Consider the following 26,376-nt stretch of genomic DNA (forward strand, 5'->3'; position numbering starts at 1 on the left):
CTAGTACATGAACTTCCAGAGTACACAGGCCCAGTAGCGACAGTAGGTGACCAAGCTGCTCCAACAGTAGAGAAACCTGAGTTCAAGGGCGGTGTCAATGCAGTGATGGCTCTAGTGCATGAATTGCCAGAATACACAGGTCCGCTAGCAACAGTAGGTGACCAAGCTGCTCCAATGGTAGAGAAACCTGAGTTCCAGGGCGGAGTCAACTCCGTTATGGCCTTTAAACATGAGCTCCCAGCTTACACAGGTCCCTTATCAACAGTAGGCGACCAGGCAGCACCGACAGTAGAGAAACCAGAGTTCAAGCTAAGTTCGTTAGAAAAAACTCAGACTTCAGGAGCACCAGTTCAAATTGCCAAAGAAGACAAGAGATTGCCAGAAACTGGTGAGAAACAGTCAGAAACAGCTATTTTCTTGGCAAGTGTTGGACTAGCTCTATCTGCTATCTTTGTCGCAAAAAGTAAAAAAGAAATTAATTGACTTTGAAAAAAGAGATATTTCGTAGAGGGGCTTTGTCCCCTCTTTTTCTATATGAAGGAAGAGATTTATGTTTAAGATGCAAGGTCAATAAACTTTATAGTATAATGAATAGAGAGGAAAAAAACGATGAAAGTGATTGATCAAGCTTTATTAGAAAAAGTCATTATTGAACGTTGTCGTCACAGCCATAAGGGAGATTACGGTCGCCTGCTCTTGCTGGGAGGGACCTATCCTTATGGGGGAGCTATCATCATGTCAGCCATTGCAGCTGTCAAAAGCGGGGCAGGGTTGGTGACTGTTGGCACGGATAAGGAAAATATTCCGGCTCTGCACAGTCATTTACCTGAGGCCATGGCATTTTCTCTTCAAGATCAGCAATTGTTAAAAGAGCAGTTGGAAAAGGCAGAAGTTGTCTTGCTAGGTCCGGGTTTGCGAGAGGATGCATTCGGAGAAGAACTCGTAAAACGGGTCTTTGACAGCCTTAGAAAAGACCAGATTTTGATTGCAGATGGCGGTGCTTTGGGCATCTTAGCAAAAGCTCATTTGACATTCCCATCTAGTCAGCTCATCCTAACCCCCCACCAAAAGGAATGGGAAAGACTGTCTGGTATAGTTCTTGACCATCAAAATACAGAGGCGACTGCTAGGGCTCTTTCTGCTTTTCCTCAAAGGACGATTCTAGTCGAGAAGGGTTCAGCGACTCGTATCTGGAAAGCTGGTCAGTCTGAATATTATCAGTTACAGGTTGGAGGTCCCTATCAAGCAACTGGTGGGATGGGAGATACTCTGGCTGGGATGATTGCAGGTTTTGCAGGTCAGTTTCACCAAGTCAGTCTCTATGAGAGAGTGGTGGCAGCAACTCACCTTCATTCAGCTATTGCGCAAGAACTAGCTCAAGAAAACTACCTTGTCTTGCCTACCGAAATTAGTAAAGCTCTTCCGAAAACAATGAAAAAAATATCTCAAAAAGGCAGCTAATACCTTGGTTGCCTTTTTATGTTGATGTAGCTTTGTTGATAAGGTTTTCAAATACCTCAGAACTAGCGACCAACTGCTGAACTTGCGTGAAATTCTCACTTTTAAGGTCTGGGTTTTTACTCAAACTCGCAAGGAAAGCGAGATTGTTATCAAAGTTGAGGGGTGTCAAATCATGCTTTTTTTGATATAATTTTTAATGATGAATGCGAGAAATGATCGGTATGTGGTCGTTGATTTAGAGGCGACCAGCACCGGAAGCAAGGCAAAAATTATTCAAGTAGGCATTGTGGTGATTGAGAATGGTGAAATCATTGATCAGTATGCGACCGATGTCAATCCCCATGAACCCTTGGATTCTCATATCAAAGAATTAACGGGTCTGACCGATCAGCGTTTGGCTGCGGCACCAGAGTTTTCTCAGGTGGCCGGAAAAATTTTTGAATTGGTTAAGGACGGTATTTTTGTTGCGCACAATGTACAGTTTGATGCCAACCTTCTTGCAGAATTTCTCTTTTTTGAAGGATATGAATTGCGTACACCGCGGGTGGATACAGTTGAGCTTGCCCAAGTTCTATATCCTCAGTTTGAAAAGTATAACTTAGGTATCCTTTGTCAAGAGTTGGGCATTGAGCTGGAACATGCCCATACTGCCCTGTCAGATGCTCAGGCAACAGCTGAACTCTTGCTCTACATGCGTCAAAAACTATTTGAGTTACCAAAAGGGCTCTTAGAAAGCTTGCTAAAACTTGCAGACAACCTTCTCTATGAAAGTTATCTGGTGATTGAGGAGGTCTATCAGCAACAATCTCTCTTATCTTCGCCCGACTTGATGGAACTTCATGGGCTTTTCCTCAGAAAGGAAAGTCAAGCCTTAGTCCCACGCAAGTTATCCAAAGATTTTGCTAAAAATATTTCCTTATTGGGACTGGAGGAGCGTCCGCAACAGTTGGAATTTGCGGAGAAGGTTGAGCAATTATTGGAAGAGCACCAAACTTCCTTTATCCAAGCTCAAACGGGACTGGGCAAGACATACGGCTATCTCCTTCCAGCTTTGAATTTGAAGAGTGATGCCGGGATTTTAGTGAGTGTTCCGACCAAAATTCTTCAAAATCAGATTATGCAAGAAGAAGGTCAGCGTTTAAAAGAGGTTTTCCATCTGGAGATTCATAGTCTCAAGGGGCCTCAAAATTACTTGAAATTGGATGCCTTTCACCAAATTCTCTATCGATCTGAGTCCAATCGCCTTTTCACACGTTTTAAAATGCAACTGCTCATCTGGCTAACGGAGACAGAGACTGGTGATTTAGACGAAATCGGGCAACTTTATCGCTATCAGCACTTTCTGCCTGAACTAGTCCACGACGGCAAGCTTTCAAAGAAAAGTTTATTTGCTACAGAGGATTTTTGGAAACGAGGGCAGGAAAAGGCCAAAACCAGTCGTGTTCTTCTGACCAATCATGCCTATCTGGTCACTCGTTTGGAAGACAATCCAGAGTTTGTCGACAACCGTTTGGTAATTTTGGATGAAGCTCAAAAAATGCTGATAGCTCTGGAAAATCTAGCCCAGCAGGCTTATCGCCTTGAGGATCTTGTTACTCAAATTGAAAAGTCCTTGGAGACAGAGGAAGATTTGATTCAGAAACGTTTGCTTGAGAGTATTGGCTTTGAATGTCGTTACTTGATGGACCAGTATCAGTCAGGTCTTAAGAATGGAAAGTGGTTGGATTCTCTCGAACACTTGCGTCAGCATTTTTCGGAGTTAGTTATCCCAGAGTATCGAGAGCTTGCAAACTTTTTCACCTCGGACCGTGAATTTTGGCTTGCTACAGCAGAGAAATCGAGCAAGGATGTCTTGATTTGTTCAAGCAAAAAAGGCCGCTTTATACTAGCAGATTTATTGCCAGAAGATTGCAGTCTCCTAGGAGTATCGGCCACTCTTGAAATCAGCAATCGAGTTTCCCTAGCAGATCTATTGGGATTTCCGGATGCTCCGCTTGTTAAGCTTGATGTAGCAAAACAGGAGCAACAAGAAGTCTTTCTAGTCAATGACTTTCCTCTTGTGACAGAAGTTTCGCCTTTTGACTATGCTAGTGAAGTGGCTTCTGTCATTCGAAGCTTACAAGCCTTTCAAGAACCCTTATTGGTCTTGTTTACCTCAAAAGAAATGTTGCTGGCAGTTTCGGACCTGCTCGACCAACCTCATCTAGCTCAGTATAAAAATGGGGAACCAAGCCAACTGAAAAAACGTTTTGAAAAAGGTGAGCGCCAGATCTTGCTTGGAACAGGTAGTTTCTGGGAAGGGGTTGATTTTTCAACCCATCCTTGTGTAATTCAAGTGATTCCGAGATTGCCTTTCCAAAATCCCCATGAACCGTTAACCAAAAAATTAAACCAGGAACTGCGTCAAGAAGGGAAGAATCCTTTCTATGATTATCAGTTACCGATGGCTATCATTCGGCTAAAACAAGCCCTTGGTCGTACTGTTAGACGATCTGACCAAGGTTCGATTGCTCTAATCTTAGACAGTCGTGTCGTCAGCAAGCGTTACGGCAAACAAATCGCCCAAGCCTTGTCAAAAGAAAGGGCTGTTCAGGTCCTTTCTAGAGACCAGCTAGAGCCTGCTGTAGCTGATTTTCTCCAATCTCGTCGCAATAGAATGAAAGAAAAATCCCAGAAAGAGAAAAGGTAAAAAATATGAAACGTTCCTTCGACTCTCGAGTCGATTATAGCCTCCTCCTACCAGTGTTTTGTTTACTGGTGATTGGAGTAGTGGCCATTTATATAGCAGTTAGTCATGACTATCCAAATAATGTATTACCAATTCTAGGTCAGCAAATCGCTTGGATTGCCTTGGGTCTTGTCATTGGATTTGTGGTCATGTTCTTTAATACCGAGTTTTTATGGAAGGTGACTCCCTATCTTTATGGGCTAGGGCTAGCTTTGATGGTCCTACCTCTTGTTTTCTACAACCCAAATCTTGTAGCGTCAACAGGTGCCAAGAACTGGGTATCAATCGGTGGAACGACACTTTTCCAGCCATCGGAGTTCATGAAGATTTCCTATATCTTGATGTTGGCTCGTGCCGTTGTAAGATTCACTCAAAAACACAAGGAATGGCGACGGACTATTCCCTTGGATTTCCTATTGATTGGTTGGATGATTGCCTTTACCATACCAGTCTTGATCCTCTTAGCCCTACAAAGTGACTTGGGGACTGCCTTGGTCTTTGTAGCTATTTTTTCCGGTATGGTTCTCCTTTCAGGTGTTTCGTGGAAGATTATCATTCCTGTTTTTGCGACAGGGGTGACTGCAGTTGTAGGCTTCATGGCCATCTTTATAAGCAAGGATGGACGTGCCTTCTTGCATCAGATTGGGATGCCAACTTACCAGATCAACCGCATTTTGGCTTGGCTCAATCCCTTTGACTTTGCGCAAACAACGACTTACCAACAGGCGCAGGGACAAATTGCGATTGGAAGTGGTGGCTTGTTTGGACAAGGTTTCAATGTGTCCAATCTCCTCATTCCAGTACGTGAAAGTGATATGATTTTCACCGTAATTGCTGAAGACTTTGGCTTCATTGGTTCAGTCTTTGTGGTTGCTCTGTACTTGCTTCTTATTTATCGGATGTTGAAGATTACACTTAAGTCAAACAACCAGTTCTACACCTATATTTCGACTGGTTTTATCATGATGTTGCTCTTCCATATCTTTGAAAATATCGGTGCCGTGACAGGTTTGCTTCCTCTGACTGGGATTCCTCTGCCTTTCATTTCTCAAGGGGGCTCCGCTATTATTAGTAACCTCATCGGTGTCGGTCTTCTCTTGTCTATGAGTTACCAGACCAATCTAGCAGAAGAGAAAAGTGGAAAAGTTCCATTCAAACGAAAGAAAGTCGTCCTAAAACAAATCAAATAAGGAGGCCACTATGGCAAAAGTAGCAGTTATTTTAGCCCAGGGTTTTGAAGAAATTGAAGCCTTGACAGTAGTTGATGTCTTGCGTCGAGCAAACATTTCATGTGATATGGTAGGATTTGAAGAGCAGGTGACAGGGTCACATGACATTCAGGTAAAAGCTGATCGTGTTTTTGATGGTGGTTTGTCCGATTATGACTTGGTCGTTCTTCCAGGAGGTATGCCAGGATCAGCTCACCTACGGGATAATCCAGCCCTCATTTCTGAGATTAAAGCCTTTGACCAAGCAGGAAAGAAAATTGCTGCCATCTGTGCAGCCCCAATCGTTCTTCATCAAGCAGGTGTCCTGAAAGACAAACACTTTACTTGTTATGACGGAATTCAGGAGCAAATTACTGACGGAATTTATCAAAAGCAAACAGTGGTTGTGGATGGTAATCTAACAACCAGCCGAGGACCGTCAACTGCCCTTGCCTTTGCCTATGAGTTGGTAGAGCAATTGGGAGGAGATGCCGAAAGTTTACGAGACGGCATGCTCTATCGAGATGTCTTTGGAAATCAACAGTAAGACGAGAGTTCGGCTCTCGTTTTTTTTATTTACTCCGTGTCTAAAAATGTTTCATATGATTGTCTTACGTTTTTATATCAATCTTTTATAAATCAATCAAGCTTTGTCTAGCATAAGAAGGAAATCTATCTCTAGAAATGTTAGTGTTTTCAAGTTGTTAGATAGAATAGTTCAGATTTCTACTGAAATCAATAGATTCTTGAAAAAGATAGAATATTCAATAAATGCTATATTAAAATGCTTTATCATGCGAATTAATCTGCTTGTATTAATTTGAAATATAAAGTACTTTCTCTGTAATATAATTGAAACGTGTTACTAGTATATTAAAATTAGTAAGAATTTTTTGCATATACGAAACTGGGGGAGTGATATGTTGGAAACTTTCGGAAAAATATTCAAAGTCATTAGAGAATCAAAAAAAATGTCCCTGAAAGAGGTGGCTGCTGGTGATATTTCCGTAGCTCAGCTATCCCGTTTTGAACGGGGAGTCAATGGGATCACACTTGATTCTTTTTATTGCTGTTTAAAAAATATGGCCGTTTCCCTAGAGGAGTTTCAGTATGTTTACCATAATTACATTGATTCAGATGATGTGCTGTTCTCAAAAAAAGTAGCTGATGCATATCAGGAAAACAATGTTGTCAAGCTCCAGAATATTTTGTCTAGCTCAGAAGCTTTGACCGAACAGTTTCCTGAGAAGAAAAACTATAAACTCAATACGATCATTGTCAGAGCTCTTCTGTCTTCCTGTTGCCCAGATTTTCAGATTAGCAAGAAGGATATAGAATTTCTGACGGATCATCTCTTTTCTGTTGAGGAGTGGGGGCGTTATGAACTCTGGCTCTTTACAAACAGTGTTGATTTGATGACCTTGGAAACGTTGGAAACCTTCGCTAGTGAGATGATCAATCGTACCCAGTTTTATAACAACCTACCTGAAAATCGCCGCCGTATTATCAAGATGCTACTTAATGTCATTAGCGTCTGTATAGAAGGAAACCATCTGCTAGTTGCTATGAGGTTTCTCAATTATCTCGATCACTCTAAAATTCCTGAAACAGATCTATATGATCGAACGCTGATTAAGTATCATAGGGCTCTGTATGCCTACAAGGTTGGGAATACTAATGCTCTCAGTGACATCGAGCAATGCCTATCTTTTTTTGAATTTTTAGATTCCTTTGGTGTTGCCCAAAAGCTTAAAGAACAGTTTGAAAGAATTTGCCTTTCATAGTTGTAGATGTGCAACAAAAAATGATCATTTTGAAAAATATACTAGAATAAGGGCATAACTTTATACTAAATTCAGAAGGAGGCTTTATGATGGAGAAAAAGATTCATTATAAGATGCATAAAGTTAAGAAAAACTGGGTAGCCATTGCTTTGACTACCTTGGCCCTTATTGTAGCACCAAAGGTACTTGGTCTAGAACCAGGCGTTGTCCATGCGGATGATGTAAAGCAGGTTGTAGTTCAAGAACCTGCTACAGCTCAGACTAGTGGTCCGGGTCAGCAAACTCCAGCCCAAGCTAAAATAGCATCTGAGCAAGAAGCAGAAAAAGCAACCCCTGCAGACAAGGTGACAGGCGATGTTGCTGCTAGTGAAAAACCTGCTAAACCAGCAGAAAATACAGAAGAAACAGTTCAAACCAATGCTCAAGAGCCTGCTAAACCAGCAGATACGAAAGAAGCATCTACAGAAAAGGCTGCTGTTGCTGAAGAAGTTAAAGCTACTAATGCAATCACAGAAACCCCTAAAACAGAAGTAGCAGACCAGGATAAACAAGCAGGGCCAACAACTGCCCAAGACCAAGAAGGCGGCAAACGAGAAAAATCGGCTGTTGAAGACAAGATTGTTGCAAATCCAAAGGTTGCAAAGAAAGATCGCTTGCCCGAACCTGCTCAAAAACAAGGAGCAGTAGCTGAAAGAATGGTAGCAGATCAGGCTCAACCTGCACCTGTAAATGCTGACCATGATGATGATGTCCTATCTCATATTAAGACCATTGATGGTAAAAATTACTATGTTCAGGACGATGGTACAGTTAAAAAGAACTTTGCAGTTGAACTTAATGGGAGAATACTTTATTTTGATGCAGAAACGGGTGCCTTAGTTGATTCAAATGAATATCAGTTCCAACAAGGAACCAGCAGTCTCAATAATGAATTCTCCCAAAAGAATGCTTTCTATGGTACGACTGACAAGGATATTGAAACTGTAGACGGTTATTTGACAGCAGATAGCTGGTATCGTCCAAAGTTCATCTTAAAAGATGGAAAAACATGGACGGCATCGACAGAAACAGACTTACGTCCTCTTTTGATGGCTTGGTGGCCTGATAAACGTACTCAGATTAATTACCTCAACTATATGAACCAGCAAGGTCTGGGAGCAGGTGCTTTTGAAAACAAAGTGGAACAAGCTCTCCTGACAGGTGCTTCTCAGCAGGTTCAGCGCAAAATTGAGGAAAAAATTGGTAAAGAAGGCGATACCAAATGGTTGAGAACGCTGATGGGTGCCTTTGTCAAAACCCAGCCAAACTGGAATATCAAGTCAGAGTCTGAAACAACTGGTACTAAAAAGGACCACTTGCAGGGTGGAGCTTTGCTTTATACTAATAATGAGAAGAGCTCTCATGCTGACTCTAAGTTCCGTCTGCTTAACCGTACCCCTACTAGTCAAACAGGTAAACCTAAGTACTTCATTGACAAGTCAAACGGTGGTTATGAGTTCTTGCTCGCTAACGACTTTGACAACTCTAATCCAGCTGTTCAGTCCGAACAACTCAACTGGTTGCATTTTATGATGAACTTTGGAAGCATCGTAGCCAATGATCCGACTGCTAATTTTGATGGAGTTCGTGTCGATGCGGTGGACAATGTCAACGCAGACTTGCTCCAAATCGCATCTGACTACTTCAAGTCTCGCTACAAGGTTGGAGAAAGTGAAGAAGAAGCCATCAAGCATTTGTCTATCTTGGAAGCTTGGTCTGATAACGATCCTGACTACAACAAAGATACTAAAGGTGCTCAACTAGCAATTGACAACAAGCTACGCTTGTCCTTGCTTTATTCATTCATGCGTAATCTATCTATCCGTAGCGGAGTAGAGCCAACGATTACAAATAGTCTAAATGATCGTTCTTCTGAAAAGAAAAATGGCGAACGAATGGCTAACTATATCTTTGTGCGGGCTCATGACAGTGAAGTACAAACCGTTATTGCCGATATCATCCGAGAAAATATCAATCCAAACACGGATGGTTTGACCTTTACCATGGATGAGCTCAAGCAAGCCTTCAAGATCTACAACGAAGATATGCGCAAGGCCGACAAGAAGTATACGCAGTTCAATATCCCAACTGCTCATGCTCTCATGCTCTCCAACAAAGACTCCATCACTCGGGTCTACTATGGTGATCTCTATACAGATGACGGTCAATATATGGAGAAAAAATCTCCTTACCACGATGCTATCGATGCCCTGTTGCGTGCTCGTATTAAGTATGTAGCAGGTGGACAAGACATGAAAGTCACATATATGGGTGTACCTCGTGAGGCTGATAAATGGTCTTACAATGGTATTTTGACTTCTGTCCGCTACGGTACTGGTGCCAATGAAGCAACAGATGAAGGAACAGCAGAAACTCGTACTCAAGGGATGGCTGTGATTGCTTCAAACAACCCTAACCTCAAGTTAAATGTATGGGATAAACTGCAAGTCAATATGGGAGCAGCCCACAAGAATCAATACTATCGCCCTGTGCTTTTGACGACCAAAGATGGTATTTCCCGCTATCTAACTGACGAAGAAGTGCCGCAATCGCTCTGGAAGAAGACAGATGCTAATGGTATTTTGACCTTTGATATGAATGATATTGCAGGCTACAGCAATGTACAGGTTTCTGGATATCTGGCTGTTTGGGTACCAGTTGGCGCTAAGGCAGATCAGGATGCTCGTACAACAGCAAGCAAGAAGAAAAACGCTAGTGGTCAAGTTTATGAATCTAGCGCAGCTCTTGATTCTCAGTTGATTTACGAAGGCTTCTCTAACTTCCAAGACTTTGCAACCCGCGATGACCAATATACCAATAAAGTCATTGCTAAAAATGTCAACCTCTTCAAGGAATGGGGAGTAACTTCATTTGAGCTACCACCTCAGTATGTATCTAGCCAAGACGGTACTTTCTTAGATTCTATCATTCAGAATGGTTATGCCTTTGAAGACCGCTATGATATGGCGATGAGCAAGAACAATAAATATGGTTCTTTAAAAGATTTGCTCAATGCTCTTCGTGCGCTTCACAGTGTTAATATCCAAGCCATCGCGGACTGGGTACCAGACCAAATCTATAACCTACCAGGTAAGGAAGTGGTAACAGCAACACGTGTCAACAACTACGGAACCTACCGTGAAGGTGCAGAAATCAAGGAAAAACTCTATGTAGCTAATAGTAAGACCAATGGAACTGATTTCCAAGGTAAGTACGGTGGCGCCTTCTTAGATGAGCTCAAAGCTAAATATCCAGAAATCTTTGAACGAGTACAGATTTCCAATGGTCAAAAGATGACAACAGATGAGAAGATTACCAAGTGGTCGGCTAAGTACTTCAATGGTACCAATATCTTAGGTCGTGGTGCTTACTATGTTCTTAAAGACTGGGCTAGCAACGACTATCTCACTAACAGAAATGGCGAGATAGTATTGCCTAAGCAATTAGTTAATAAGAATGCTTACACAGGATTTGTTAGTGATGCCAATGGTACTAAGTTCTATTCAACTAGTGGTTATCAAGCTAAAAATTCCTTTATCCAAGATGAAAATGGAAATTGGTATTACTTCGATAAACGAGGCTATCTTGTAACAGGTGCTCATGAAATTGATGGCAAGCACGTTTATTTCTTGAAGAATGGTATTCAACTTCGTGATTCTATCCGTGAAGATGAAAATGGTAATCAGTACTACTATGATCAAACTGGTGCCCAAGTTCTCAACCGTTACTACACTACTGATGGTCAAAACTGGCGTTACTTTGATGCCAAGGGCGTTATGGCTCGAGGTCTTGTCAAGATAGGAGATGGACAGCAATTCTTTGATGAAAACGGCTATCAGGTTAAGGGCAAGATTGTGAGTGCTAAAGATGGCAAACTTCGTTACTTTGACAAGGATTCAGGAAATGCTGTTATCAATCGTTTTGCTCAAGGTGATAACCCAAGTGATTGGTACTATTTCGGAGCAGATGGAGTTGCAGTGACAGGTCTTCAAAAGATTGGTCAACAAACACTTTACTTTGACCAAGATGGCAAGCAAGTCAAGGGTAAAATCGTGACACTTTCAGATAAGAGTATCCGTTACTTTGATGCCAACTCAGGAGAAATGGCGGTCGGCAAGTTTGCTGAAGGTGCCAAGAACGAATGGTATTACTTTGACAAAACTGGTAAAGCAGTGACAGGTCTTCAAAAGATTGGCAAACAAACACTTTACTTTGACCAAGATGGTAAGCAAGTCAAGGGTAAAGTAGTAACTTTGGCTGATAAATCCATCCGTTACTTTGATGCCGACTCAGGAGAAATGGCAGTCGGCAAGTTTGCAGAAGGTGCCAAGAACGAATGGTATTACTTTGACCAAACTGGTAAAGCAGTGACAGGCCTTCAAAAGATTGACAAACAAACACTTTACTTCGACCAAGATGGCAAGCAAGTCAAGGGCAAAATCGTGACACTTTCAGATAAGAGTATCCGTTACTTTGATGCTAACTCAGGAGAGATGGCAACCAACAAGTTTGTCGAAGGTTCCCCAAATGAGTGGTACTATTTTGATCAAACTGGAAAAGCAGTGACAGGCTTGCAGCAGGTTGGTCAACAGACTCTCTATTTCACGCAAGACGGTAAGCAAGTCAAAGGAAAAGTTGTTGATGTGAATGGAGTTAGTCGATATTTCGATGCCAATTCAGGGGATATGGCTCGAAGCAAATGGATTCAACTTGAAGATGGAAGTTGGATGTATTTTGACCGCGATGGTAGAGGTCAAAACTTCGGAAGAAACTAATCGAATGTAGCTCAATAAAAATCAAACTTTATCTGACGATATACAAAAACGATAACTCCTTTAAAGGACGTTATCGTTTTTTGACTGTTTGGAGAATAAATTACAATTGAAAAGAAAGATGGAATCATTGGAAACTGTAATGAATTAACAAGAGATTCCATATTGGAATAATCTTTTTCTGCTCTCTAATGTGGTATTCAAAGCAATGAGGATTCTATTTTTAAAGTTTGGAAATCCAAAAGCGTTTCGTTTGCGAATAATGACGCGGTTGTTAGTAGTTTCTATTTTTTAATTTGTGCATTTGAGAGAAGAAAGATTTTGCTTGATTATTTAAATAGGAGCTATTCTTCACAAAAAGGCTCCATCGATGCAATAGTGTTTTACTCTCTATAGAAATTATAGAGCCGAAAAATCTAGGAAATCATCGCTTTTTTCATAAAAAAATGGTATAATGAAGGGTATGAAATATCACGACTATATATGGGATTTAGGTGGTACCCTATTGGATAATTATGAGACTTCTACAGCAGCTTTTGTAGAAACCTTAGCCCAATACGGAATAGAGCAAGAACACGACCGTGTCTACGAAGCCTTGAAGGTTTCGACAGCTTTTGCCATCGAGAAGTTTGCACCAGATATCGAGGTTTTTTTAGAGAACTACAAAGAAAATGAGGCGCGTGAGCTAGAGCATCCAGTTTTGTTTGAGGGAATTCCAGAATTACTCAAAGACATTTCGGACAAGGGTGGTCGCCATTTCTTGGTTTCTCATCGAAATGACCAAGTGCTAGAACTTCTTGCTAAGACCCAGATAGCGAACTACTTCACCGAGGTGGTGACTGCCAGTTCTGGCTTTAAACGGAAACCAGATCCTGAGTCCATGATTTATTTACGTGATAAATATCATATTACATCTGGTTTGGTCATTGGTGACAGAAATATTGATGTAGAAGCAGGTAAAGCTGCTGGCTTAGATGCCTATCTTTTTAATAACGTTGCGACATTGAGACAAGCAATAGACATGTAAGAAAAGGGAAAAAATGACAGAAGAAATCAAAAATCAACAGGCACAGGATTATGATGCCAGTCAAATTCAAGTTTTGGAGGGACTTGAAGCTGTTCGTATGCGTCCAGGTATGTATATTGGATCGACTTCAAAAGAAGGTCTTCACCATCTAGTATGGGAAATCGTTGATAACTCAATTGACGAAGCTCTAGCTGGATTTGCCAGTCACATCCAAGTCTTTATAGAGCCTGATAATTCCATCACCGTTGTGGATGATGGGCGTGGAATTCCTGTTGATATTCAGGAAAAGACAGGACGTCCCGCTGTTGAGACCGTTTTTACAGTCCTTCACGCTGGAGGAAAATTCGGCGGTGGCGGATACAAGGTTTCAGGTGGATTGCACGGTGTAGGTTCATCAGTAGTAAATGCCCTCTCAACTCAACTAGATGTTCATGTTCATAAAAACGGTAAGATTCATTACCAAGAATACCGTCGTGGTCATGTTGTTGCTGATCTTGAGGTGGTTGGAGATACAGATAAAACGGGAACAACAGTTCACTTCACACCAGATCCAGAGATTTTTACAGAAACAACGACTTTTGACTTTGAAAAATTAAACAAACGTATTCAAGAACTAGCCTTTTTGAACCGAGGCCTTCGAATCTCCATCACAGATAAGCGTGAAGGTCTCGAACAGACTAAACATTACCACTATGAAGGTGGGATTGCTAGTTACGTTGAATATATCAACGAGAACAAGGATGTTATCTTTGATACACCAATCTACACAGACGGTGAGATGGATGATATCACAGTTGAAGTAGCCATGCAGTACACAACCGGTTACCACGAAAACGTCATGAGTTTCGCCAATAACATTCACACCCATGAAGGTGGTACGCATGAGCAAGGTTTCCGTACAGCTCTGACACGTGTTATCAATGATTATGCTCGCAAGAATAAGCTACTAAAAGACAATGAAGATAACCTAACAGGGGAAGATGTTCGTGAAGGATTGACAGCTGTTATCTCTGTCAAGCACCCTAATCCGCAGTTTGAAGGACAAACCAAGACTAAATTGGGAAATAGCGAAGTAGTCAAGATTACCAATCGACTCTTCAGCGATGCCTTCTCTGATTTTCTCATGGAAAATCCTCAGATTGCTAAGCGTATCGTGGAAAAAGGGATCTTGGCTGCCAAGGCTCGTGTAGCTGCCAAGCGTGCGCGTGAAGTCACACGCAAGAAATCTGGTTTGGAAATTTCCAATCTGCCAGGAAAACTAGCAGACTGTTCTTCTAACAACCCTGCTGAAACCGAACTCTTCATCGTCGAAGGAGACTCAGCTGGTGGATCAGCCAAATCTGGTCGTAATCGTGAATTCCAAGCTATCTTGCCAATTCGTGGTAAGATCTTGAACGTTGAAAAAGCTAGCATGGATAAAATCCTTGCAAACGAAGAAATTCGAAGTCTTTTCACAGCCATGGGAACAGGATTTGGTGCAGAATTTGATGTCACTAAGGCTCGTTACCAAAAACTCGTTTTGATGACCGATGCCGATGTTGATGGAGCCCACATTCGAACTCTCTTGCTAACCTTGATTTATCGCTATATGAAACCAATCTTAGAGGCTGGTTATGTCTACATTGCCCAACCACCGATTTATGGGGTTAAGGTTGGAAGTGAGATCAAAGAATACATTCAACCTGGTGCAGATCAAGAAATTAAACTCCAAGAAGCCTTAGCACGTCACAGTGAAGGGCGTTCAAAACCAACCATCCAACGTTATAAAGGTTTGGGAGAAATGGATGACCACCAATTATGGGAAACAACCATGGATCCTGAACATCGCTTGATGGCGCGTGTTTCGGTAGATGATGCTGCCGAAGCAGATAAAATCTTTGATATGTTGATGGGAGATCGAGTAGAACCTCGTCGCGAATTTATCGAAGAAAACGCTGTTTACAGTACACTTGACGTCTAAAAAATGTGGGAAATAGTTCCCTTGGTTTAAAAAATATGATATAATCATTACGATTGTTTCTAGTATAAAAGGAGTTTGATATGTCTAATGGACAACTAATTTATCTAATGGTTGCAATTGCAGTCATTCTGATCTTAGCTTATGTAACAGCTATCTTTTTACGTAAGCGTAATGTAAGCAGATTAACGGCCCTTGAAGAAAGAAAAGAAGAACTCTACAACCTTCCTGTAAATGATGAGGTTGAAGCCGTTAAAAACATGCACTTGATTGGTCAAAGCCAGGTGACCTTCCGTGAATGGAACCAAAAATGGGTTGATTTATCTCTGAACTCATTTGCTGATATTGAAAATCACCTCTTTGAAGCTGAAAGCTACAATAATTCTTTCCGTTTTTTCAAAGCTTCTCACAAGATTGATCAAATTGAGAGCCAAATTGGCTTGATTGAAGAAGATATTGCAGCTATTCGCAATGCCCTTTCTGAACTTGAAAAACAAGAATCTAAGAATAGTGGCCGTGTCCTTCATGCTTTGGACTTGTTTGAATCCCTTCAACATACTGTTGCAGAAGACTCGGAGAAATATGGGAAGGCCCTTCCTGAGATTGAGAAACAATTGGAAAACATCCAATCTGAATTCTCTCAATTTGTTACCCTAAATTCATCAGGTGACCCGGTTGAAGCGGCAGCAATTCTTGATTCAACTGAAAATCATATTCTCGCTTTGACACACATCGTTGAGCGAATTCCAGCTCTTGTTGAAACCTTGACAAAGGAACTGCCAGAACAATTGGCAGATTTGGAAGAAGGTTATCGCAAGCTGTTGGATGCCAACTACCACTTTACAGAAACAGATATTGAATCCCGTTTCCAACTTTTGCATGAGTCTTTGAAAAATAATCAAGAAAATATTCGTCAGTTGGAATTGGACAATGCAGAGTATGAAAATAATCGCATCCAAGAAGAAATCAACGCACTTTATGATATCTTCACTCGTGAAATTGCAGCTCAAAAAGTGGTTGAAAGTCTTCTTTCGACATTACCAACTTATCTCAACCACTTGAAAGAAAATAATCAGGTGCTTGTTCAAGATCTTGAACGTTTGACTAAAACCTACCTTCTTCCTGAAAGTGATGGCAATCATGTTCGTCGTCTTCAAGCAGAATTGGCTGCACTTGATACGGCAATCATGGAAGTGACAGAGGATAAAGGTGAGTCAACACAAGCCTACTCTGCTCTTGAAGAACAGTTGGAAATGCTTCAAAGCAACCTCAAGGATATAGAGGATGAGCAAATCTCTGTTAGCGAACGACTTGCGCAAATTGAAAAAGACGACCTCAATGCTCGCCAAAAAGCAAATGTCTATGTGAACCGTTTGCATACTATCAAACGTTACATGGAGAAGAGAAACTTGCCAGGTATTCCCCAAAGTTTCTTGAAACTTTTCTTTACTGCAAGTCATAACACAGAAGATTTGATGGCAGAGTTAGAACAACCGCAAGTGAATATTGAATCGGTTAAACGCGTTCTTGAAATTGCAACAAATGATATGGAAGCACTTGAAACAGAAACCTATGATATCGTTCAATATGCAACCTTGACGGAGCAACTCTTGCAATACTCAAACCGTTACCGTTCATTCGATGAGCGTATCCAAGAGGCCTTCAACGAAGCGCTTGAAATTTTTGAAAAAGAGTTTGACTACCAGGCATCATTTGAAAAAATTTCACAAGCCTTGGAAGTTGCTGAACCAGGGGTTACAAACCGTTTTGTAACTTCATATGAGAAAACACGTGAAGCGATTCGTTTTTAAAAATAGAAGCTTAGAAGATTTCTAAGCTTTTTTATTTTCCTAAAAAAAGACAGAATCCCTGTTTATCATTGAAATAATAGCCTCGATTTGATATGATGGAAATATGAAAAAAAATAGAGCGAAACGTGTTTCTCACGATAAAACGAGAAGGCTATTGCTTTCCCTTGTTGGAATCTTAGGAATTGCTACGATTCTATTAGGGAGTGCTATTGGTTATAAGCTACTACAAAAGCAATCTTACGAACAAAAAATTGAAGCGCTAAAAAGCGAAAAGGACCAGCAATTCAACTCAGGTAGTCAGAAGGACCATTTTCGAAAAGGCCAAGCTGAGGTGATTGCCTACTACCCTCTGCAAGGAGAAGAAGTCATTGCGTCTGTTAGAGAAAAAATCAACCAGGATATCAAAGAAAAGCTGGAAGATAAAGAGGATTTGGTCTTTTATTATACCGAGCAGTTGGACCACGTCTTAAAGGGAGTTGTTGCTCGTAATATCAGCAAGCAAGTCTATGATTTGTCTGCATTAAAGGTTGAAGAAAAAGAAAAGACTTCCTTAGGGAAAATTTTCTTGACTGAAGATGGGAAAGATTTTGACCTCAGTAGACTTTTCAAAGATGCAAGCAAGGCTAAGGAACTCTTACTGACTCAAATCAAATCAACTCTAGAAGATAAGAAACTTGACCAGGAAAAAATTGATCAAGTTATAAAGAGCTTCACAGACCAAGAATTGACATCTTGGAGCTTTGATTATAAGGATAGTCAAATCATCCTTTATCCTGCTAATGCTGGAGAGACTGTTGAGGAAATTGCTTTACCAATATCCAGTTTCTTTGATGTCATTGAGTCTTCTTATCTATTAGAAAAGGATGCTGAACTTTACCAAGCATACTTTGCTAAGAAAAATAAAAAGGTTGTAGCCTTGACCTTTGACGATGGTCCAAATCCAACTACAACCACACAGGCTTTGGATACTTTAGCTAAATATGGTGTAAAAGCAACCTTCTTTGTACTTGGTAAAAACATTGCAGGTAATGAAAATCTTCTAAAACGAATGAAATCAGAAGGTCATGTTGTAGGAAACCACAGCTGGAGTCATCCCGTTCTTTCACAACTTTCGCTCGAAGACGCTAAAAAGCAAATCACTGATACAGAAGATTTGTTAACTCAAGTTTTAGGATCAAGCTCTAAACTGATGCGCCCACCTTATGGTGCCATCACTGATGATATTCGAAACGGCCTTGATTTAAGCTTCATCATGTGGGACGTGGATAGTTTGGACTGGAAGAGTAAAAACGAGACAGCCATTTTGACAGAGATTCAACGTCAGGTTCGCAATGGTTCCATCATCCTCATGCATGATATTCATGGTCCTTCGGTTAATTCTCTACCAAGTGTCATTGAGTATTTAAAGGGTGAAGGGTATACATTTGTGACCGTTCCTGAATTGCTCAATTCTCGCTTGAAAGCTCACGAGATCTATTACGATCGTGATCAATAATTGTTAAAATCTAAAGGGGCAAGTGTTCTGATAATCAGGATTTTGTTTCTTTAGATTTTCTTCACATAGAAAGGAAAAACGATGAAATCTTACAACCTTAATAATGGAGTTTCAATTCCTGTACTAGGATTTGGAACATGGAAAGCTGAAAATGGAGAGGTAGCCTACCAAGCCGTTTTAGAAGCCTTAAAGGCTGGCTATCGTCATATCGATACTGCAGCTATCTATAAAAATGAGGAAAGTGTTGGTCGTGCTATTCGAGATAGCGGTCTTCCACGACAAGAAATCTTTGTAACGACCAAACTCTGGAATACCAATCACAGCTATGATGAAGCTCGCCAAGCATTTGAAGAATCAATGGAAAAACTGGGATTGGATTATCTAGATTTGTACCTTATCCATTGGCCAAATCCAAAACCTTTAAGAGAAAATGACGAATGGAAAACTCGCAATGCTGAAGTCTGGAGAGCGATGGAGGACCTTTACCAAGAAGGAAAAATCCGTGCTATCGGCGTTAGTAATTTCCTTCCCCATCATTTGGATGCCTTGCTTGAGACAGCAAGAATTATCCCGGCGGTCAATCAGGTACGCTTGGCTCCAGGAGTTTATCAAGAGGAAGTGGTTGACTACTGTAAAGAGAAAGGAATTCTCTTAGAGGCATGGGGACCATTTGGGCAAGGGGAGTTGTTTGAACAGAAAGAAGTCCAAAAAATTGCTGCGAAGCATGGGAAAACAGTGGCTCAAATTGCCTTGGCTTGGAGTTTGGCAGAAGGATTTTTACCCCTACCTAAGTCCGTGACAGCCTCTCGCATCCAGAGCAATCTTGACTGTTTTGGAATTGAACTCAGCAAAGACGAGCGAGAAGTCTTAAAGACAATTTCAGTGACTTCGGGCGCACCTCGTGTGGATGAGATGGATTTTTAATTTTTAAAATCGATTTATACCGAATTAACAAAGACTAGGAATTTTAAATCCTAGTCTTTTTATGTATAAAAAATCTAAATTGTTTGTATAATGAAATAATTTTATGGATTGAAATATAGGAACGAATTTAAAAAACTTTGGTTTGATGGGGCAAATAACACGAATTATAAAATTAAATAAGTAAAATATATACGTAAATATTACATTTTTGTGACAATTCAGATTTTTATGAAAATTTATGATTATTTGCGTTATAATAGGTATACTTTAAAGAAAAAGGAGATTATTTATGAATAGACGACAACGTTTTTCATTACGGAAATACAAATTTGGTCTTGCTTCAGTTTTATTGGGAACTGCATTGGTTTTTGGAGCAAGTCAAGTCAGTGCCAATGAGCAGAGTACAGGTGAAAATCAAGATCAAACTCAGGAAATTAAGACAGAGCTAAAAGACGATAAACACTCAAACTCTTCTACTGACCAAACCAATACTAATGGGATAGCACCAGTAGTTGGAGAGAAACAAGAAGTTGAAACTTCTAAAGAGGATGCTAGTAAACAAGATGCTAAGGTAGATGCTCCGGTTGATAAAACTGCTGAAGCCCAAGAATCAGGAAAAGATAGCGCAGTTGCAAAAGAAGAAAATCAAGGTGTCGTTCAAAAAGAAACAACAGTCGATACCAGTACAGCGCCTGCTACTGAGAAGGCCTCTACCATAGAGAAAAAAGAGGCTAAAGCAACGACAGCTCCTAAAACTACTGGAGAAACAGCAACTACTGAAAAAGAACAAGAAAAAGCTGAGTCTGCAAAACCCAATAGTCTTTCAAGCAATGATATCATCACAGTACCGAAAACTTGGAAGGCTGGTTACAAGGGGACAGGGACCGTTGTTGCCATTATTGACTCAGGGCTTGATTTGAATCATGAGGTTCTTCGAATTTCGGATCCGTCAAAAGCAAAATTTAAAAACAAGGAAGCCATCGAAGCAGCTAAAAAGGCTGCTGGAATCGACTACGGTAAATGGTATAGCGATAAGGTTGTCTATGCCTATGACTACTTTGACGGAACAGATAAGATCAAAGAAGCAGAAAGAACTTCTCATGGGATGCACGTAACAGGGATTGCTGCTGGAAACCCTGATAAAGAAGCACCGAATGGTGAAAAGGTCTATGGTGTTGCACCAGAAGCCCAAGTCATGTTTATGCGTGTCTTTTCAGATCGCCAAAAGACGACCAGTTCTGCTCTTTATGTAAAGGCGATTGATGACGCAGTTGCCTTAGGAGCAGATGCTATTAATATGAGTTTGGGATCTAGCACTGGTTCTATGGTGGATGCTGGTTCCGATATCGTGGATGCCATCAAACGGGCTCGTGCCAAGGGAGTTTCTGTTCTTATCTCAGCAGGAAATAGTAATACATTCGGAAATGGTTATTCAAAACCACTAGCTGAAAACCCAGACTATGGCTTGGTTGGAAATCCATCCACTGTTGAGGATTCGATTTCAGTTGCTTCTGTCAACAACAAAACATTGACGACAGCCGTTTTTGAAGTCAAAGGTCTAGAGGGAAATGCCGGCCTTCATAACGGAAAATTTGATTATAATCAACCTGAAGCAGATAAGGACTTTGAAAAAGGAAAAGAGTACGAATACGTCGAAGCAGGGTTAGGTCGTGAAGAAGATTTTGCGAAGTTGGATTTAACTGGGAAACTTGCCCTCATTCAGCGTGGAGCCATGAACTTTTCAGAGAAGATCAAAAATGCACGAAAACACGGTGCACTTGGTGCTTTGATCTACAATAATGTAGAAGGTGCAAACATCAATATGGCTATTGATGATGAAGCAAAGAAAATTCCTTCTGTATTTATTTCTAAACAGTATGGTGAAGCCTTAAAATCAGGAAACTACAAGATTGTTTTTAATGGTAAGATGGATAATCGTCCTTCTGATGTAGCCAATCAGCTATCTGACTTTTCAAGTTGGGGAGTGACTACCGATGGACAATTGAAACCAGACGTGACAGCTCCTGGCGGCAATATTTACTCATCCTTTAATGACAATACCTATGGTAGTATCAGCGGAACCAGTATGGCGGCTCCTCACGTTACGGGTGTTGCAGTTCTGGTTAAGGAATACCTTCAAAAACACCATCCAGAATTGACTCCTGAGCAAGTATCAGAGACTGTCAAGGCCTTGATCATGTCAACTGCAAAACCACATGTTAATAAGGACACAGGCACTTATACCTCTCCTCGTCAGCAAGGTTCTGGTATTGTGGATACAGCTGCTGCAGTGTCAACAGACCTCTATGTAACGGGTGAAAATGGCTATCCAAGCGTGACTTTAGGAAATGTTGGAGATCAATTTACTTTCAAGGTCACTGTACACAATATTTCAGATACTGACCGTACTCTCAAGATGGTAGTGAATACCAATACAGACGAGGTCCAAGATGGAAAATTCACCCTTCGACCGCGAAAACTAACGGAGACAGTCTGGCCTGAAGTGACGGTCAAAGCCCACAGCAGTCAAACAGTTACCGTTAAAGTAGATGCCAGAAAATTTGCTGATCAACTCAGCAAACAAATGCCAAATGGCTATTTCCTTGAAGGGTTTGTTCGATTTGTAGATCCAGCAGATGATGGGGATATTGTGAGTCTTGCATTTATGGGCTTCCGAGGTGAATTCCAAAATCTTCCTGCTGTCGAAAAACCAATTTACAACCTTGTTCGAGAAGGAAAAAATGGATTTTACACAGAAGTAGACAAGGAAAATCCTGCCGTTAACTACTCTAATGATGCCACCTATCTCGCAACCTTGCAAAATGACCTTCTAGTTTCTCAAGGTCAACGCCAAGGACGCCGAATTACCGTTTTGGGGATCGAACAAAATGCTGAAGGTAAGCATGTTCTTCAGTTGGACGAAAAAGGGAATGTCCGTATTGCCATTTCTCCAAATGATGATGGAAACAAAGACCTAATTGAATACAAAACGGTTGCTTTGAGAAACCTTGTAAATCTTCGGGCAACAGTTTATGCGGCTACAGATACCAAGCATGAACATCCTATTTGGGAGGGCGATGCAAGGGATCTCCGTAAGAATTATTTTGATGGAGACAGTAGAAATCTGAAGAGCTATATTTTAGATAATACTGCTTGGAGAGGTCAGGATTTTGATGGCAATACCGTAGCGGATGGTTTATATGACTATGTTATTAGTTACACACCAGATGTTCCAGGTGCCAAAGAACAATACACGACCTTTAAAATTCAAATTGACACTCAAAAACCTGTCATCACAAGTGGTTATATTCGCTTTAAAGATGGAAAACAAGAATTCGTAGCTCGCAAACCAAAAGATGTTGGTCAAGGCGGTATCCTTTCAGAAAAAGTCTTCTACCTCACACCATTTGACCAAAAAGGGACCATGGTTCTAACTGGGAAAGACCAGTCTGGAACTCGTGCGCTTGAAAACACCCATCTGATTAAGGCCAATGCTGATGGTAGTTATACACTTCCTAAGGATGTTGACAAGGCTAATATTTACTATCTTGTAGAGGATTATGCAGGAAATGTAGACTATATCTCACTTGCTGAACTTGTCCGCGATCAAAATAGTGGTCGAATGAAAATTGCCTTGAAGGATGCAAAAACAAACCAGGATATTGATACCCTCTACGTCTATCGAATCAAAAATAGCAAGGGGCAATATGTTGATGTTGACAAGACAAAAGCGATTCATTTCTTACAGTTTGGTCATTATACAGCAGAAATTTTCAGTTATGACCGAACAGAATTGAAATTTATCAGTGCCTTATCCCAAGAGTTTGACTTGACGGAAGAAAATAGTTTCCAAACCATTACCTTCCTAGCAAATCTCCTAGAATATGCACCTGTGTCTGTTTCCTTCAATCAAGCAGTTCCAAAGACGACTACTGTGGTTCTGAAAGGAGAAGATGGGACAAGTATCACTCTTCCTGCTGAAAAATACGGTCAATACGCCTTTGGTAAGAAAGTTGCTACAGGTCGTTATACTGTACAAGTCACCTTGCCAACTGGATATGAACTCCTTGAAGATCTCGTTTCCTTGCTCGTTCAGCCAGGTCGAAATAATGCTTTGCGTCTATCTGTTGTGTCTAAGTTAGCCTTGATTGCTGCGGTAAATCAACAAAAAGAACTGGTAGAAACGTCTCGTTACTTTAATAGTAGTGCGGATAAGAGAAAAGCTTATGACCGAGCTTTCCAAGTGGCACAGTCAGCCTTGTCAAGCAAATTAAAGCAAGAATTGATTGATGGCGTTCTCGCTAGTCTTGAGGCTGCTGGTAAAGCTTTGGATGGAAAAGATTCGAACGTTACAGCCTTGAAAGAAGCTATGAAAGCTTACTACGCAACGACTAAAACTGGACGATATGCTAATGCCAAGGAAAAAGTACGTCGAGCTTATGATCGTGCCTTCCAAGAAATTGCCTTACTAGCTGTAGATCCTAAAGTCAAACAGGATCAAATTGACCAATCTCTCATTGCCCTAGCGACGGCTAAAAGCAAACTGAATGGCAAAGCTACTGACTTCTCTAGTTTGAAGAAACTGGTCAAAGATGAACGCCTTTTCCAAGAAAAGAACGCGAGATTTATCTATGCAGACAAGAAAGAAAAAGCAGCTTATCTTCTAACTTTTAAAGAGGCACAGGAACTCCTTAAAGATCCAGGAGCGAGCCAAGAAGATGTCAAAGATGCCATTACAGCATTGAAACAAGCCAAGAGAAATCTACATGGCAAAAAACCGAAAGCGAAAAGACATCCTTAAATAGGACTTTCTGAAGCTTTACTGATAAATGAGTCTGGAACTTTGTTTTCAGACTCATTTTTGGTTTACACTAGCTAGGAAATCTGCTATAATACTAGCTAGGAAAGAAAGTCTTATGGCGTTCTTCAAGCGATCTTGGGGTAGTGGGAGCCAAGTAGAACAAGGTAAGAAACTGGCGCTTTCTGTCGTATTTTTAAAAACAATGAAGTAATAAATTAGGGTGGAACCGCGTTTCTGACGCCCCTAGGTCACAGACTTAGGAGCAAAGACACGGTTCTTTTTCGTGTTTACGGAGATATAGAATGGATATAACATATAAATTTTTAGATAATCCAAAAGAAATTAACCTTTCTATTGAAGGGTTTTCAGTCCTTTATGGTGATAATGGTGTTGGAAAAACTAGAATATTAAGAACATTAAGTTCAATTGCAAATTTAAAGAAAATAAGTTCAAGTGTTTTAGAATTATTAGAAAAAAATAATTTAGAATATATAAAAATTAATAATGAATCAATATTGAGCATATTTGATGGCGAGAATAGAGAAAATAAATTAGCTGATAACTTATATGATAATTTTATTAATGATCATTCAGATGCATTTAAAGATTTGTGTATTGTATTCTCTGAAATTATTAACCAAAATAGATTTGTGCCTTTTTTTCCAATTTCAAAATTTGTTGGATATAGCAGGAGATTAGAGAGAATATTAGAAAGAGGAACTAGAAGGAATCTATATCAGGAAATCAGCATGTTAATAAATGGGATTACACATTTATTACGAGAAATTGAAAGGTCTGTTAGAAATATAGATATTGATGTTGAATTTGATATGGAATTGATTAATCTATCTAAAGATATCTTAGAGTATATCAGTTGGAATTTTGATAATTATAAATTTAAAAATAGTTTTAGAAGTGAAATCAGTGAGTCTCTAAATGAAAATTTCTTCTCTGAACCTTTATTTCAAAATAAAAATTCAAAATATATTTCTCCTGAATTGAGTGAGTTTAAAGCCGCGGAATCTCTTATGACACAAGAGCTTTTAATTGCCAAACAAAATTGTGCTAATTATAAATTAAAGTGTTCTTATGATGCTGAGGCCACAGAATATATCAAAGATATCGCATATTATATAGAAAGATTAGCGTTACTTAATGACTTTTTGGCTAGATACTCTAACATTAAACTAGAAGTGAATATGGAAAATTACTCTAGTTTAATTGCAAAGAAAAACGGGGATGAAATTGAGTTGAGTTTTTTATCATCTGGAGAACAACGATTAATTACCCTACTAGCTAATTGTATTTTTAGTGATGAGAAGATTATTTTGATTGATGAACCGGAAATATCTCTTTCAATAAAAAATCAAAGTAAATTAATGCTTGATATGAGTAATATATTAAAGAAGGCTAATAAAACATTGATAATCGCTACTCATGCACCATATATATTTAAGGCGTGTAAAGAATTAGGATTTAATAGGGTTGAACTATAATGAGAAAAGATTCAAATATAGATATTAGCTTAGATACGATTATTGATCCGGAAATAGAGAATGAGTTAAGTACAAATTCTATTGTTATTTATGCTGAAGATCCAGAATTCTATAGATATTATGTGTCTCCAAGTTCGATGGTTAGCATGGAAAAGTTAGATTGTATTGAGGTCCGTAAGTTAGTTAAAAGAGCTACAAGTGGAGTGATAGGTATTGTGGATGGAGATTTTGATGATAGTTTTGAACATGAAAATTTATTTAAACTAGATTATTATTCTATTGAAAATGTGGTGTTAATTTACCATAAAGGAGTACAAAAATTAAAAGAAAAAACACTAGTTTATTTAGAGAATAATTTAGAAAAAAAATTTAGAATCGATCATACGAGTGATGGTGAAAATATCACAATTAGAAAATCTTCCAGAATAGATTCAAGATTTGATGATTATGTGAGAAGAAAAATAATAGATAAAGATAGTTATATTAGATATATGGACTTGAAAAATTTTGTTAATGGTTTTAGTAGTAAAAATTATCAAAGCACTCTACCAACACAAGTAAAATTTGAAGAATTGTTTTCACAAGACTCGTTCGAAAGATTTGTTGAAGTTTTTACTAAATTTTGTGGAGATACTGATGATATAATTATGGATTATCCGCAAATATTTGATTTTTCTTTTCGTACATAGTTATAATTAAAGAAATTTTTATTAATTAGCGTAAAAAAATTTCAACAGTTTCTTTGAAATTAGTAATTCATTCTTGTCTAGTATGATTGACTAGGCAGACTCGTGTCGCAAGTAATTTATAGAAAAAGGAGTAAACAATGTCTAAAAAATTGACTTTCCACTGCGTCAGTGGCAGAGACCTCCT

At 39.8% G+C, this 26,376-nt stretch carries 15 protein-coding genes; all 15 read left to right on the forward strand.

Features of this window, described 5'->3' with window-relative positions:
- Window positions 1–483, forward strand: a 483-nt coding sequence (locus A0739_RS07440; RefSeq protein ID WP_155718977.1) for an SIALI-17 repeat-containing surface protein, incomplete at its 5' end; no start/stop codon positions are given.
- A 126-nt stretch (window positions 484–609) separates the two neighbouring features.
- Window positions 610–1,461, forward strand: coding sequence for an NAD(P)H-hydrate dehydratase (locus A0739_RS07445; RefSeq protein ID WP_061587557.1), 852 nt, complete (start codon window positions 610–612; stop codon window positions 1,459–1,461).
- A gap of 199 nt (window positions 1,462–1,660) precedes the next feature.
- Window positions 1,661–4,150 carry a bifunctional DnaQ family exonuclease/ATP-dependent helicase gene (locus tag A0739_RS07450; RefSeq protein WP_061587672.1) on the forward strand — a complete coding sequence of 830 codons (2,490 nt, stop codon included), beginning with the start codon at window positions 1,661–1,663 and terminating at the stop codon, window positions 4,148–4,150.
- A gap of 5 nt (window positions 4,151–4,155) precedes the next feature.
- Entirely contained in the window at window positions 4,156–5,379 is a 1,224-nt protein-coding gene (locus A0739_RS07455; protein ID WP_061587558.1) for an FtsW/RodA/SpoVE family cell cycle protein, read from the forward strand.
- 10 nt (window positions 5,380–5,389) lie between these two features.
- Complete coding sequence (locus A0739_RS07460) at window positions 5,390–5,944, forward strand: DJ-1 family glyoxalase III (RefSeq protein WP_061587559.1); 555 nt, start codon at window positions 5,390–5,392, stop codon at window positions 5,942–5,944.
- Between the two features lie 373 nt (window positions 5,945–6,317).
- Window positions 6,318–7,181 carry a helix-turn-helix domain-containing protein gene (locus A0739_RS07465; RefSeq protein ID WP_000894364.1) on the forward strand — a complete coding sequence of 288 codons (864 nt, stop codon included), beginning with the start codon at window positions 6,318–6,320 and terminating at the stop codon, window positions 7,179–7,181.
- Window positions 7,182–7,267: 86 nt separating this feature from the next.
- A complete protein-coding gene (locus tag A0739_RS07470; RefSeq protein ID WP_061587560.1) occupies window positions 7,268–11,995 on the forward strand; it encodes a glycoside hydrolase family 70 protein in 4,728 nt (1,575 codons plus the stop codon).
- A gap of 460 nt (window positions 11,996–12,455) precedes the next feature.
- A complete protein-coding gene (locus A0739_RS07475; RefSeq protein ID WP_025169033.1) occupies window positions 12,456–13,019 on the forward strand; it encodes an HAD-IA family hydrolase in 564 nt (187 codons plus the stop codon).
- A 13-nt stretch (window positions 13,020–13,032) separates the two neighbouring features.
- Entirely contained in the window at window positions 13,033–14,979 is a 1,947-nt protein-coding gene (gene gyrB, locus A0739_RS07480) for a DNA topoisomerase (ATP-hydrolyzing) subunit B (RefSeq protein ID WP_000134074.1), read from the forward strand.
- Window positions 14,980–15,059: 80 nt separating this feature from the next.
- Window positions 15,060–16,787, forward strand: coding sequence for a septation ring formation regulator EzrA (ezrA, locus tag A0739_RS07485; protein ID WP_000064808.1), 1,728 nt, complete (start codon window positions 15,060–15,062; stop codon window positions 16,785–16,787).
- A gap of 103 nt (window positions 16,788–16,890) precedes the next feature.
- Window positions 16,891–18,282: a peptidoglycan-N-acetylglucosamine deacetylase PgdA gene (gene pgdA, locus A0739_RS07490; RefSeq protein ID WP_061587561.1), complete on the forward strand. Its 1,392-nt coding sequence runs from the start codon at window positions 16,891–16,893 to the stop codon at window positions 18,280–18,282.
- A gap of 81 nt (window positions 18,283–18,363) precedes the next feature.
- Window positions 18,364–19,206: an aldo/keto reductase gene (locus A0739_RS07495; protein ID WP_061587562.1), complete on the forward strand. Its 843-nt coding sequence runs from the start codon at window positions 18,364–18,366 to the stop codon at window positions 19,204–19,206.
- Window positions 19,207–19,495: 289 nt separating this feature from the next.
- Entirely contained in the window at window positions 19,496–24,007 is a 4,512-nt protein-coding gene (locus A0739_RS07500) for a S8 family serine peptidase (protein WP_061587563.1), read from the forward strand.
- A gap of 302 nt (window positions 24,008–24,309) precedes the next feature.
- Window positions 24,310–25,503, forward strand: coding sequence for an AAA family ATPase (locus A0739_RS07505; RefSeq protein ID WP_061587564.1), 1,194 nt, complete (start codon window positions 24,310–24,312; stop codon window positions 25,501–25,503).
- Window positions 25,503–26,192, forward strand: coding sequence for a hypothetical protein (locus A0739_RS07510; protein WP_061587565.1), 690 nt, complete (start codon window positions 25,503–25,505; stop codon window positions 26,190–26,192). Before A0739_RS07505 ends, A0739_RS07510 begins: the two co-directional genes overlap by 1 nt.
- Window positions 26,193–26,376: the final 184 nt, after the last annotated feature.

Source organism: Streptococcus oralis, assembly GCF_001588645.1.
Classification (GTDB): domain Bacteria; phylum Bacillota; class Bacilli; order Lactobacillales; family Streptococcaceae; genus Streptococcus; species Streptococcus oralis_AB.

Excerpts from the sequence above, each read along its gene's own strand:
- A0739_RS07445 (WP_061587557.1), top strand. The coding sequence starts at position 610 with ATGAAAGTGATTGATCAAGCTTTATTAGAAAAAGTCATTATTGAACGT.
- A0739_RS07450 (WP_061587672.1), top strand. The coding sequence starts at position 1,661 with ATGAATGCGAGAAATGATCGGTATGTGGTCGTTGATTTAGAGGCGACC.
- A0739_RS07455 (WP_061587558.1), top strand. The coding sequence starts at position 4,156 with ATGAAACGTTCCTTCGACTCTCGAGTCGATTATAGCCTCCTCCTACCA.
- A0739_RS07460 (WP_061587559.1), top strand. The coding sequence starts at position 5,390 with ATGGCAAAAGTAGCAGTTATTTTAGCCCAGGGTTTTGAAGAAATTGAA.
- A0739_RS07465 (WP_000894364.1), top strand. The coding sequence starts at position 6,318 with ATGTTGGAAACTTTCGGAAAAATATTCAAAGTCATTAGAGAATCAAAA.
- A0739_RS07470 (WP_061587560.1), top strand. The coding sequence starts at position 7,268 with ATGATGGAGAAAAAGATTCATTATAAGATGCATAAAGTTAAGAAAAAC.
- A0739_RS07475 (WP_025169033.1), top strand. The coding sequence starts at position 12,456 with ATGAAATATCACGACTATATATGGGATTTAGGTGGTACCCTATTGGAT.
- gyrB (WP_000134074.1), top strand. The coding sequence starts at position 13,033 with ATGACAGAAGAAATCAAAAATCAACAGGCACAGGATTATGATGCCAGT.
- ezrA (WP_000064808.1), top strand. The coding sequence starts at position 15,060 with ATGTCTAATGGACAACTAATTTATCTAATGGTTGCAATTGCAGTCATT.
- pgdA (WP_061587561.1), top strand. The coding sequence starts at position 16,891 with ATGAAAAAAAATAGAGCGAAACGTGTTTCTCACGATAAAACGAGAAGG.
- A0739_RS07495 (WP_061587562.1), top strand. The coding sequence starts at position 18,364 with ATGAAATCTTACAACCTTAATAATGGAGTTTCAATTCCTGTACTAGGA.
- A0739_RS07500 (WP_061587563.1), top strand. The coding sequence starts at position 19,496 with ATGAATAGACGACAACGTTTTTCATTACGGAAATACAAATTTGGTCTT.
- A0739_RS07505 (WP_061587564.1), top strand. The coding sequence starts at position 24,310 with ATGGATATAACATATAAATTTTTAGATAATCCAAAAGAAATTAACCTT.
- A0739_RS07510 (WP_061587565.1), top strand. The coding sequence starts at position 25,503 with ATGAGAAAAGATTCAAATATAGATATTAGCTTAGATACGATTATTGAT.